The sequence below is a fragment of the Streptomyces sp. NPDC037203 genome, from assembly GCF_055605065.1.
In genome coordinates, this window is record NZ_JBVJUC010000001.1 from 802,547 (window position 1) to 814,604 (window position 12,058).

Sequence of the window (12,058 nt, forward strand, 5' to 3'; positions counted from 1 at the left end):
GCACGCGGGACTGACAACGCTCCCGGTTCAGCCGGCGCTCACCCGCACCTCACCGCCCTCGGGGTCCACCCGCCCGTGCCAGGATCCGCCGAGTCCGAGGGTGCGGTGCGGGCGGGCGGTGCCGGGGCCGAGGCGGGCGCGGTGCAGCAGGCGGCCGTCCTGACGGACGTACAGGACGGGACGCGGCAGGGGGGTGTCGGTGCGCAGGAGGTGGGGCGGCGCGGACGGGCCGGTGCGTTCCGGGTCGACGCGGTTGGGGGTGATCCAGCGCAGTGGCGGTTCGACGGTGACCGGGACGCCGCGGCGGGGCCAGGGGGCGCCCGCCAGGTGGCCGAGGACGGCACCGGCCGCTCTGGCGCCCTCGCGGGCCGCGGTGCCGGCAGGTTCCACGGCGTGCAGGAGGTTCCCGGCGGCGAAGACGCCGGGGCGCGAGGTGTGCAGGGTGCTGTGCACGGCGGGTCCTCGGGTGCCCGGATCGAGATCGAGGGCGCCGCGCCGGGCGAGTTCGTGGTCCGGGACGAAGTCGCCGGTGAAGACGACGGTGTCGCAGGGAAGTACGGTCGTACGGCCGTCCCGGTGGCGCACGCGGACGCCGGACAGCCGCCCGCGGCCGAGGAGTTCGGTGACGGTGGTGCCGGTCAGCAGCGGAATGCCCTGGACCAGCCGGGCCGATCGCGCGCGGACGCGGCTGGTGCGGGCGCCGGGGTGTTCGGTGACCAGGGCGACGACCTCGGCGCCGGCCGTGCGGAGCGTCCGGGCCGCCTCGTACGACACGTCCTGCGCGCCGACCACCACCGCGTGGGTGCCGATGTGCTGCCCGAACAGGTGGACCGCCTGCTGGAGTTCGCCGGTGGTGTAGACGCCGGCGGGCCGGGTGCCGGGCACCAGGCGGGCCGCGCGGGGGCGTTCGCGAGCCCCGGTGGCGAGGACGACGGTCCGCGCCGCGAGCGTCTCGGGGCCGTCGGGCCCGACGGTCAGCAGCACGTTCGTGCCCGGTGCGCCTCCAACCTGCCAGTCCAGCACGGTGGTTCGGGTCCGGATCAGTGCGCCGGACCGCACGGTGGCCGCCGCGAGCAGGCGGGCGTACTGCGGGCCGGTCAGCGGGCGGGTCCAGGTGCCGAAGCCGCCGTGGGCGCAGTGCCGGGGCACTCCGCCGGGCCGTTCCTCCCGCTCCAGGACCTCCACCCGGCCGGCTCCGGCGGCGGCGAGCCGGGCCGCCGCGGCGAGCCCCGCGGGCCCTGCGCCGACCACCAGGACGTCGATGTGCCGTACGGCCGTCATACGGGCTCGCCCCTTCCCTGCCGCTCGAACAACTCCCGTACCGCCGCCCCGCAGTAGAACCCCTGGCAGCGGCCCGCCCGCGCCCGTGTGCGGCGGCGCAGGCCGTCCAGCCCGCGGGGCGGGATCGGACCGGCGAGGGCGTCGCGGATCTCACCGAGGGAGACCCGCTCGCAGTGGCAGACGAGGGTGCCGTAGGCCGGGTCGGCGGCGATCAGCTCCGGGTCCTGGTGGGGACGCGGGAACGCCTCGCCGAGGTTGGGCATGCGCACCGGTTCGAGGTCGCGTTCCGGGCCGGGGTCGAGGCCCGCCCCGATGAGCAGTGCGGTGACGTGCCCGGCGATGGCCAGGGAGGCGGTCAGGCCGGTGGAGCGGATGCCGCCGACGGTGACGTACGACCGCTCGGGGTGCGCGGTGATCCGGTAGTCCTCCTGACCGGTGGCCGCGCGCAACCCGGCGTAGGCGGCGGTGACTTCCTCCTCGATCAGTGCGGGCAGGATCCGGCGGCCCCGCTCCCGCAGCAGGGCGATGCCCTCGGCGGTGGTGCCGGTGGCCCGTCTGTCGTCCAGGTCCTCGGCGGTGGGGCCGAGCAGGACGTTGCCGTACACGGTGGGCGCGACCAGAACTCCCTTGCCGAGCGCGGTCGGTACGGGCAGCAGGATGTGCCGGACCAGGGGACGCGCGAGTTTGTCGAACACCAGGAGCTGGCCGCGGCGCGGGGTGACATCGAAGTCGTCGTATCCGAGGCGGTGGTCGAGGGTGTCGGCGCCCAGTCCGGCGGCGTTGACGAGGTAGCGGGCGCGCAGGGGGCCGCGGGAGGTGTGCAGGCGGTGGCCGTCTTCCCACGTAACCCGCTCGACCGCGGTGTCGAGGTGCAGGTCGACCCCGGCGCGGACGGCCTGGGTGGCGTAGGCCAGGGTGGTGGACCAGGGGCAGATGATGCTCTCGCCGGGGATGTGCAGGGCGGCGAGCGCGCCGGGGCCGAGGTGCGGCTCGCGGGCGTACAGCTCCGCCCGGCTCAACGGGCGTGCGTCAGCGCAGGAGTTGGCCGCCGCCTTCTCGGCGAGCCGGGGCAGGGCGGCGAGCTGTTCCTCGTCCCAGGCGACGAGCAGCGCGCCGACAGGTTCGACGGGGATGCCGGACTCGGCCGCGTACCGCGCGAGCCGGGCGTATCCCTCACGCACCAGCCGGGCCTCCAGGGTGCCGGGGTCGGCGTCGAACCCCGTGTGCAGGATCGCGGTGTTGGCCTTGGAGGTGCCCTGGCCCACGTCGTCCTGCGCCTCGACCAGGGCGACACGCAGGCGCGGGTGGCGGGCGAGCCGGCGGGCGATGGCACAACCGACGACACCCGCGCCCACGATCGCGACATCGTACGGCCGGTCGGGGAGCGGCCCTTCGACGGTGACGGCCGGGCGCGGGGCCTCGACGGTGACGGCTGGGGACACGGGCTCGACGGTGACGGCTGGGGGCACGGCGTCGGCTGTGACGGCCGGGGGCGCGGGCTCGGGGGTGACGGCTGGGCGCGCGGCCTCAGCGGCGACGGCCGGGCGCGCGGCCTCGGCGGGCACGGCCGGGGGCACGGGCTCCGCGGTGACGGCCGGGGGCGCGGGCTCGGCGGCGACGGCCAGGCGCGCGGCCTCGGCAGCCACGGCCGAGGGCACGGACTCAGCGGTGACGGCCGGAGGCACGGCGTCGGCAGCCACGGCCGGGCGCGCGGCCTCGGCAGCCACGGCCGGGGGCACGGGCTCAGCGGCCACGGCCGGGCGCACCGCCTCGGCGGCGACGGCCGGAGGCACGGCGTCGGCCGTAACGACCAGGTGTGCCAGCTCCGCGGTCACAGCCGGGCGCGCCGCCTCGGCGGCCACGGCCGAGGGCACGGGCTCAGCGGCCACGGCCGGAGGCACGGCGGCGGCCGTAACGACCAGGTGTGCCAGCTCCGCGGTCACAGCCGGGCGCGCCGCCTCGGCGGCCACGGCCGAGGGCACGGGCTCGGCGGCGACGGCCGGAGGCACGGCGTCGGCCGCCACGGCCAGGCGCGCAGGCTCGGCCGTGACGGCCGGGCGCGCGGCCTCGACAGCCACGGCCAGGAACGCCGGGGTCGGACCCGCGCCCCAGCCCATCCGGCGTGCGACCTGCGGCACGTGACCGGTGTCCGGCGGGACCTGGCCGGTGTTCCCTAGCCCCGGCGGCCGCCCACCCTTGCCGGGGCCCCTCATAAGCCGGGCAGGGCGGCGACGGCCGCGCGGAAGCGGGCGCGGCGTTCGGCCGCCTGGTCGGCGGGGACGCGGGGCTCGTACACGGCGGCGGGGCGCCGCTCGGGCAGGGCCTCGGCGGCGTCGAGAGCGGGGTCCGCGCCGAGGCGGGCGAGGGTGGCGGCGCCGAGCGCGGTGGCGTCGGGCAGCGCGGACACCTCGACGGGCCGTTGCAGCAGGTCGGCCTGGGTCTGCATGAGCAGCGCGGAGCGGGTGAGGCCGCCGTCGACGCGCAGCGTGCCGAGCGGGGTGCCGAGGTCGCCCGCGGCCGCTTCGGCGAGTTCCGCGACCTGGGCGGCGATGCCCTCGCACAGGGCGCGCACCAGATGTCCCGCGGTGGTGTCGAGGCCGAGCCCGGTGAGGGAGCCGCGCAGCTCACCGCGCCACCAGGGGGCGGCGAGTCCGGCGAGCGCGGGTACGAAGGTGACGCCACCGCTGTCGGGGACGGCGCCGCCGACCGGGTCGAGGTCGGCGGCGGAGCCGATCACCCCGAGGTCGGCGAGCCAGCGCACCGCGGAGGCGGCCGTGTAGACCTGGCCGTCCAGGCAGTAACTGGTCGCCCCGCCCAGCCGCCAGGCCACGCAGCTGACCAGACCCGAGCCGCCGCGCCGGGGGCGTTCGCCGGTGTGCGCGAGCAGGAAGGCGCCGGTGCCGTAGGTGCACTTGGCGGCGCCGGGGGCGGTGACGCGCTGGGCGAGCAGCGCGGCCTGCTGGTCCACGATCAGCCCGGTGAGCGGGATGCCGTAGCCGAACTCCCGTGTGAGTCCAATTGGTTGGGCGACGTCGGTGATCTCCGGGAGGCGCTCGCCGGTGAGGCCGTAGAGGTCGAGGGCACGGGAGGACCACCGGACCCGGTCGAGGTCGAGGAGCTGGGTGCGGCCCGCGGTGGCGGCGTCGGTGACGAAGGCGCCGGTGAGGCGGTGCACCAGCCAGGCGTCCGACGTGGTGACGACGCCCTCGCGGGTGAGATGGCGGCGGATCCAGGCCATCTTGGGCGCCGCGAAGTACGGGTCCAGCGGGAGGCCGGTGAGCTGCCTCAACTCATCGGCGTGCTCGGCGAGTTCGGCGCAGACGGTCTCGGCGCGGCGGTCCTGCCAGACCAGGGCGCCGGTGAGCGGGCGGCCGGTCGCGGGGTCCCAGGCGAGGACGGTCTCGCCCTGGTTGGCGAGGCCCAGGGCCACGACACGCTCCCCGGCCTCGGCGAGGGCGCCGCGGCCGGCGGTGAGCACCGAGTCGTACAGCGCGTCCGGGTCCACCTCGACCAGCCCGCCGGGCCGGTGCCGGGGGCGGACCTCGGCGTACCCGGTACCGAGGACGCCCCGCTCCGGGCAGACCACGAGGGCCTTGGTGCCGGAGGTGCCCTGGTCGACGGCGAGCACCGGCCCGTTCACCACGCCGGCCCCGCCACCGCAGCGGAGCCCGCCACCCCACCGGGCCCCGTCACCACACCGGGCCCTGCCGCCGCACCGGCCCCGTCATCCGCGCCCTCCCGCGCCCGCACCAGAGATCACCGCGTCAGCCTGCCGCCGCCCGCATCCGGCGTCAAGCCGACCCGAGGGGGACCGGGGATCTTCCCGCGCCGCGCGGGCGATGATCTTGCAACTCTCCGGAATGGCTAATTGAGTTGGCAATAATGGTGGGGCGCAACCACCGCCCCTATAGTGTCCGCCGACCACCACGCACCGCCCAGGGGAGGGCTGTTGCCACCTCACTCCGCCGCCGCGTCCGCGTGTCACCGGCTCCGGGGCTCCGGCTGATGGCACGCGACGGAGCGAGACCCTCCTACGACCCCGCGGGACCCGACCACGCCCTGCGCGCAGTGCTCCAGGAGCTGCGCACAGGGCGCTGGGTGGCCATGCGCGCCCTGCTCGCGGAGACCACCGAAGGGTGGCGGTGGACCCAGCGCACCCAGATCCTCGCGGCGGCGGCCGCGGGCAGCGACGTGGTGCGCGCCTGGCTCGCGGAGGAACCGGACAGCACCCACGCGGCGGTGATGCGGGCGCGGGTCGGGGTGGAGCGGGCGTTACGGGCGCGGCGCGAACGGCACCTGCGCGCCCACGAGTTGTGGATCGAGGCGTGGGACGCCGCCGACACCGCCACCCGGCTCGCGCCGCACGATCCGGTGCCCTGGATCTGCCTGCTCGCCCTGGCCCAGCTGGACCCCGGACAGCGCTGGGCGGAACACCGGGCCGACGCGCCCGAGCCGCACCTCGGGCCGGGCCCCTGGGGGCTGCTGGCCGAGGCCGCCGAGCGCGACCCGTTCAACCGCGAGGCCCATCACCGGATGCTCCAGTTCCTGTACGCGCGGGGCGGGGCGGACGACCCTGCGCGGGCCGACGACGACCGGGACCGGTGGGCGGACGCCGCCGGTTACGCCCGCTGGGCCGCGGCGCGGGCCCCGCGCGGCTCGGCCCTGCACCTCCTCCCGCTCTACGTGCGCGTCGAACGCCACCGCCGCGCGCGCCGCCCCGACACGCACTGGGCCACGGACGCCGCCGTTGGCGAGGCGAGCCGCGCGCTGCACTCCTGGTTCGAGCACGCGCCACCGGTCCGGCGCGCGCAGCCGGACCTCAACCACCTGGCGCACGCCCTGTGGGCAGCCCGCCGATTCGCCTGCGCGGACCGGGTGTTCGAGGCGATCGGCCCGTACTTCAGCCCGCTGCCCTGGGTGTACCGCGCCCAGGACGGCGGTCGTGCGGTGGACGTGTTCACACGGGCCCGCGACCACTGCCGCGCCCTGGCCGACAGCGCCGGCCCCCGGACCGGGGCCTGCGCCGACGTCTGCGCCGTACCCCGCACCGGAAGCCACCCCTGCCCCTGACACCGCGCCGCAGGCCCCCCGCAGGCCCCCCACCCCCGGAGGTCCCCCATGTCCCCCTCCCCAGAGCTGCCCCAGCAGGACGAGGAACGGCGCCTGCGCGAGCTCGGCTACCGTCCCGTACTCGCCCGCCGCATGGGCGGTTTCGGCAATTTCGCGATCAGTTTCTCGGTGATCTCCATCCTGTCCGGCTGTATGACCCTGTACGGATTCGGCCTGAACACCGGCGGGCCCGCCGTGATGCTGTGGGGCTGGGCGGGCGTCGGCCTGTTCGTGCTGTGCGTAGGGCTCGCGCTCGCCGAGGTCACCAGCGCCTATCCGACCTCGGGCGCCCTGTACTACATGGCCGACCGGCTCGGCGGCCGCCGCTGGGGCTGGTACACGGGCTGGCTGAACCTGCTGGGACTGCTCGGCGCGATCGCCGGAATCGACTACGGCGCCGCCCTGTTCACCGGCGCGTTCGCCAATCTCCAGTGGGGGTTCGCGCCGACGCCGGGCAGGACGATGCTGATCTTCTGCGCCATCCTGCTGCTGCACGCGGTGCTGAACCTGTTCGGTGTCCGCGTCGTCAGCCTGCTCAACTCGGTCAGCGTCTGGTGGCACCTGGCGGGGGTCGGGCTGATCGTCGGCGCGCTCGCGATCGTGCCCGACCACCACCGGTCGCCGTCCTTCGTGTTCACCACGTTCGTCAACGAGACCGGCTGGTCGAACCCGCTCTACGTGGCCGCGATCGGCCTGCTGCTCGCCCAGTACACCTTCTCCGGCTACGACGCCTCCGCCCATCTGTCCGAGGAGACCTCGCGCGCCTCGGTGTCCGCGGCCAAGGGCATCGTGCGGGCCATCTGGGTGTCCTGGCTGGCCGGCTTCGCGCTGCTCGCCGGTCTCACCTTCGCCATCCAGGACTACGACGCCACGCGCACCACGGCCACCGGGGTGCCGCCCGCGCAGATCCTGCTCGACGGTCTCGGCACCGGCGGCGCGAAGGCGCTGCTGCTGGTGGTGATCGTGGCCCAGCTGTTCTGCGGGAACGCCGAGGTCGCCGCCGCCAGCCGGATGGTGTTCGCGTTCAGCCGGGACGGCGCGCTGCCCGGCTCCCGGCTGTGGCGCACGGTCAGCGCCCGCACCCAGACCCCGGTGGCCGCCGTATGGCTGTCGGTGGGGGTCGCCGGGGTGCTCGCGCTGCCGTCGCTGTACTCGGCCACGGCGTACAACGCGGTGACCGCCATCAACGTCATCGGCATCACCCCCGCGTACGCCATCCCGGTGCTGCTGCGGCTGCGGGCGGGCGACCGGTTCCGCCGCGGGCCCTGGCACCTGGGCCGGTGGAGCAGGCCGGTCGGCTGGGTCGCGGTGGTGTGGGTGGCGTGTGTCACGGTCCTGTTCTGCCTGCCGCAATCCTCGCCGGTCACCGTCGGCACGATGAACTACGCGGCCGTCGCCCTGGCCGTCGTCCTCCTCCTCGCCAGCGTCTGGTGGTACGTGGCCCGCCGCTCGTACGGCACCCCGACGGCGGCCTACGGCAGCGACCGCGACCAGGCCGAACTCGCCGAGGGCATCATCTGATCGGGGGCCCGCGGGCTCCAGCGGTCCCGGTGGTAGGGCGCGTTCCGGATACGGCAGGATGAACGCTCGTGCCGGTCACCGGAGTTCCGGGGCCGGCACGTTCGCACATCCCGCACATCGAGCAGGTGACAACGTGACGAGACCCCGTATACGGCCCTCCGTACGAACCCCCGCCGCCGGAGGTGGCCGGTGAACCGCGCGCTGACCCTGGACGACGCCGTGATCGCCGGCATCGCGGTCGCGGCGGGCCTGGTGGCCGCCTTCCTCTCCCGTTCGCTGCTGCGCTGGCTGGCCAAGCACGCCAAGCGGACCCGCTGGAGCGGCGACGACGTCATCGTGGACGCGCTGCGCTCGATCGTGCCGTGGGCGCTGATCGCCAGCGGGGTGGCCGCCGCGGCGCTCGTACTGCCCCTCACCAAGGCCGTGCGGCATCACACCGATCAAGTGCTGGAGGTGTGGCTGATCCTCGTGGCCACGCTGTCCGCGGCGCGGGTGATCGCCGGGCTGGTGCGCACGGTCACGCAGTCGCGCTCGGGCGTGGCGGGCTCGGCGACGATCTTCGTCAACATCACGCGGGTGCTGGTGCTGGCCATCGGCTTCCTGGTGGTGCTCCAGACCCTCGGGATCTCGATAGCGCCGCTGCTCACCGCGCTGGGCGTCGGCGGTCTCGCGGTGGCCCTCGCGCTCCAGGACACCCTCGCCAACCTCTTCGCCGGCATCCACATCCTGGCCTCCAAGACCGTCCAGCCGGGCGACTACATCCAGCTGAGCAGCAGCGAGGAGGGCTACGTCGTCGACATCAACTGGCGCCAGACGACGGTCCGCCAGCTGTCCAACAACCTGGTGGTGATCCCCAACGGCCAGCTCGCCAAGGCCAACATGACCAACTACACGCGGCCCGAGCAGCGGCTCACGGTGCCGGTGCAGGTGGGGGTGAGCTACGACGCCGACCTGGAGCACGTGGAGCGGGTGACCGCCGAGGTGGTCACGGAGGTCATGCGGGAGGTGCCGGGCGCGCTGCCGGACCACGAGCCCGCGATCCGCTTCCACACCTTCGGCGACTCCCGCATCGGCTTCACGGTGATCCTCGGTATCGGCGAGTTCAGCGACCAGTACCGGATCAAGCACGAGTTCATCAAACGCCTGCACCGCCGCTACCAGCGGGAGAACATCCACATCCCCTCCCCGGTCCGCACCGTCGCCCTCCAGCAGGGCGGCTTCACGATCCCGCAGCAGCGGAACGCGGGGGACGCGGCACGGCGGGCGTCCGAGTAGGGCCGTATCCTCGTACGAGATGACCGTTTCGCCCGACCCCCGTGCCCTCGACCAGCGTCTCGACGCCCTCGCCCGGCAGCCGTTCCGGGCGCGGTTCCGGCTGCGGGGGCGGGAGCGGGCCGTCGCCGGGGAGAAGGGGCCGGCCACCCTCAGGTGGCACGCGTACGACCTGATCGCGAAACGGCTCGCGCCGGCCGCGCCGTACAAGGACGGAAAGCAGACGCCGTACCGGGGGCATCCCGTCTTCGTGGCCCAGCACGCGACCGCGACCTGCTGCCGGAGCTGTCTGCTGCGCTGGCACGGCATCCCCGCGGGACGGCAGCTCAGCAGGGCCGAGCACGTGTACGTGGTGGACGTGATCTGCCGCTGGATCGAGCGCGAGCTCGCCCGCGGGGCCGGGGAGGCGGGCGGAAGTGATTGACCGGGCGGGCGGGCCGGCGGCGGAAAACAGCGGCCCCGGAACACCACCCCTGTCGAGCCCGCCCCCGGCACGAGATATCTTGATGTCGAGCAATGTTGCAGACGTGGAGCGGAGCACCCGGTGACTGACTCGACCATCATCTACACGTACACAGACGAGGCCCCGGCCCTGGCGACGCATTCGTTCCTGCCAGTGGTCCAGGCGTACGCCTCGCAGGCCGGTGTGCCCGTGCAGACCCGCGACATCTCGCTGGCCGGGCGCATCATCGCCGTCTTCCCGGAGTACCTGACCGAGGACCAGCGCATCGCGGACGCGCTGACCGAGCTGGGCGAGCTTGCCAAGACCCCCTCGGCCAACATCATCAAGCTGCCGAACATCTCGGCGTCCATCCCGCAGCTCAAGGCCGCCATCGCCGAGCTGCAGGGCAAGGGCTACGCGCTGCCGGACTACCCGGACGACCCGAAGTCGGACGAGGAGCGCGAGATCCGCGCCCGCTACGACAAGATCAAGGGCTCGGCGGTCAACCCGGTCCTGCGCGAGGGCAACTCCGACCGCCGTGCCCCGGCCTCGGTGAAGAACTACGCCAAGACCCACCCGCACCGCATGGGCGCCTGGACCTCCGAGTCCAAGACCAACGTGGCGACCATGAGCGACGACGACTTCGCCAGCACCGAGAAGTCCACGGTGATCGCCGAGGACACCACCCTGCGCTTCGAGCTGGTCGGCGCCGACGGCACCACCACCGAGCTGCGCGCGCCGCTGAAGGTCGTCGCCGGTGAGGTCGTGGACGCCGCCGTGCTGCGCGCCGCCGCCCTCAACGAGTTCCTCGCCGCGCAGGTCGCCCGCGCCAAGCAGGAGGGCGTGCTGTTCTCGGTGCACCTGAAGGCCACGATGATGAAGGTCTCCGACCCGATCATCTTCGGTCACGTGGTGCGCGCCTTCTTCCCGAAGACGTTCGCGAAGTACGGCGAGACGCTCAAGACGGCCGGTCTCTCCCCGAACGACGGCCTCGGCGGCATCTACAAGGGCCTGGAGAACCTGCCCGAGGGCGCCGAGATCAAGGCGTCCTTCGACGCCGAGCTGGCCGACGGCCCGGCGCTGGCCATGGTCGACTCCGACAAGGGCATCACCAACCTGCACGTCCCCTCGGACGTCATCGTGGACGCCTCCATGCCGGCGATGATCCGCACCTCCGGCCACATGTGGGGCCCGGACGGCCAGGAGCACGACACCCTCGCGGTGCTGCCGGACCACAGCTACTCCGGCGTCTACCAGGCCGTGATCGAGGACTGCCGCGCGAACGGCGCCTTCGACCCCGCCACCATGGGCTCGGTGCCGAACGTCGGCCTCATGGCGCAGAAGGCCGAGGAGTACGGCTCCCACGACAAGACCTTCGAGATCCCGGCCGACGGCACGGTCCGCCTGGTCGACCCGGCCGGCAACGTGGTCCTGGAGCAGGCCGTGGCGCAGGGCGACATCTTCCGCGCCTGCCAGACCAAGGACGCCCCGATCCGCGACTGGGTCAAGCTGGCCGTCACCCGCGCCCGCGCCACCGGCGACCCGGCCGTGTTCTGGCTGGACGAGAACCGCGCCCACGACGCGCAGCTGATCGCCAAGGTCGAGCAGTACCTGCCGGAGCACGACACCGAGGGCCTGGACATCCGGATCCTGTCCCCGATCGAGGCCACCAAGCTGTCGGTGGAGCGCATCCGCCGCGGCGAGAACACCATCTCGGTCACCGGCAACGTGCTGCGCGACTACCTGACCGACCTGTTCCCGATCCTGGAGCTGGGCACCAGCGCCAAGATGCTGTCCATCGTCCCGCTGATGGCGGGCGGCGGCCTGTTCGAGACCGGCGCCGGCGGCTCGGCGCCCAAGCACGTCCAGCAGCTGGTCAAGGAGAACTACCTGCGCTGGGACTCGCTCGGCGAGTTCTTCGCGCTCGTGCCCTCGCTCGAGCAGTACGCGGCGGCCACCGGCAACACCCGCGCCAAGGTCCTGGCGGACGCCCTGGACCGCGCCACGGCGACCTTCCTCGACGAGGACAAGTCCCCGACCCGTCGCCTCGGCGGCATCGACAACCGCGGCAGCCACTTCTACCTGTCCCTGTACTGGGCGCAGGAGCTGGCCAAGCAGACCGACGACGCCGACCTGGCCAAGGCGTTCGCGCCGCTCGCCGAGTCCCTCGCGGCCGACGAGGAGAAGATCGTGGCCGAGCTGAACGGCGTCCAGGGCAAGCCGGTCGACCTGGGCGGCTACTACCGCGTCGACCAGGAGAAGGCGGACGCGGTGATGCGCCCGTCGGCCACCTGGAACGCGGCGCTGGCCTCGCTCAGCTGATCCGGGCCCGCATCGCACCGGGGGCCACCCCCCCCCCCCGGGGGGGGGGGGGGGGGGGGTTTCCCTTCCACGGAGGGGGGGGACGGGGGGGGGGGCTCCTAACAGGACGTG

8 protein-coding genes are annotated in these 12,058 nt (G+C 74.2%); 5 read left to right on the top strand and 3 right to left on the bottom strand.

The window, feature by feature from the left end; translation table 11 throughout:
• Nucleotides 1–27: 27 nt before the first annotated feature.
• From ACZ7EC_RS03365 to ACZ7EC_RS03375, 3 genes are all read right to left on the bottom strand, one after another.
• On the bottom strand, nt 28–1,281 hold the full coding sequence (locus ACZ7EC_RS03365; RefSeq protein ID WP_471057157.1) for an NAD(P)/FAD-dependent oxidoreductase: 1,254 nt from the start codon (nt 1,279–1,281) through the stop codon (nt 28–30).
• Entirely contained in the window at nt 1,278–2,723 is a 1,446-nt protein-coding gene (locus ACZ7EC_RS03370) for an FAD-dependent oxidoreductase (RefSeq protein WP_471057843.1), read from the bottom strand. The genes ACZ7EC_RS03365 and ACZ7EC_RS03370 overlap by 4 nt, the downstream gene beginning before the upstream one ends.
• Before the next feature lie 767 nt (nt 2,724–3,490).
• Complete coding sequence (locus ACZ7EC_RS03375) at nt 3,491–4,921, bottom strand: FGGY family carbohydrate kinase (protein ID WP_471057846.1); 1,431 nt, start codon at nt 4,919–4,921, stop codon at nt 3,491–3,493.
• Nucleotides 4,922–5,286: 365 nt separating this feature from the next.
• On the opposite strand from ACZ7EC_RS03375, the gene ACZ7EC_RS03380 reads away from it, so the two are divergent.
• The 5 genes from ACZ7EC_RS03380 to ACZ7EC_RS03400 all read left to right on the top strand — a co-directional run bounded on the left by ACZ7EC_RS03380 (nt 5,287) and on the right by ACZ7EC_RS03400 (nt 11,947).
• Complete coding sequence (locus ACZ7EC_RS03380; protein ID WP_471057159.1) at nt 5,287–6,351, top strand: hypothetical protein; 1,065 nt, start codon at nt 5,287–5,289, stop codon at nt 6,349–6,351.
• Between the two features lie 48 nt (nt 6,352–6,399).
• The gene (locus ACZ7EC_RS03385; RefSeq protein WP_471057162.1) at nt 6,400–7,911 is read left to right on the top strand and encodes an amino acid permease; all 1,512 of its coding nucleotides are present in this window, start codon (nt 6,400–6,402) and stop codon (nt 7,909–7,911) included.
• Between the two features lie 189 nt (nt 7,912–8,100).
• Nucleotides 8,101–9,186, top strand: a complete 1,086-nt coding sequence (locus ACZ7EC_RS03390; protein ID WP_471057165.1) for a mechanosensitive ion channel family protein — start codon at nt 8,101–8,103, stop codon at nt 9,184–9,186.
• A 19-nt stretch (nt 9,187–9,205) separates the two neighbouring features.
• Nucleotides 9,206–9,607: a DUF4186 domain-containing protein gene (locus ACZ7EC_RS03395; RefSeq protein ID WP_471057168.1), complete on the top strand. Its 402-nt coding sequence runs from the start codon at nt 9,206–9,208 to the stop codon at nt 9,605–9,607.
• Between the two features lie 120 nt (nt 9,608–9,727).
• Nucleotides 9,728–11,947, top strand: coding sequence for an NADP-dependent isocitrate dehydrogenase (locus ACZ7EC_RS03400; protein ID WP_471057169.1), 2,220 nt, complete (start codon nt 9,728–9,730; stop codon nt 11,945–11,947).
• Nucleotides 11,948–12,058 lie beyond the last annotated feature (111 nt).

Bases quoted from the DNA above. Each gene is read 5' to 3' on its own strand.
- ACZ7EC_RS03380 (WP_471057159.1), top strand. From the start codon at position 5,287: ATGGCACGCGACGGAGCGAGACCCTCCTACGACCCCGCGGGACCCGAC.
- ACZ7EC_RS03395 (WP_471057168.1), top strand. From the start codon at position 9,206: ATGACCGTTTCGCCCGACCCCCGTGCCCTCGACCAGCGTCTCGACGCC.
- ACZ7EC_RS03365 (WP_471057157.1), bottom strand. From the start codon at position 1,281: ATGACGGCCGTACGGCACATCGACGTCCTGGTGGTCGGCGCAGGGCCC.
- ACZ7EC_RS03385 (WP_471057162.1), top strand. From the start codon at position 6,400: ATGTCCCCCTCCCCAGAGCTGCCCCAGCAGGACGAGGAACGGCGCCTG.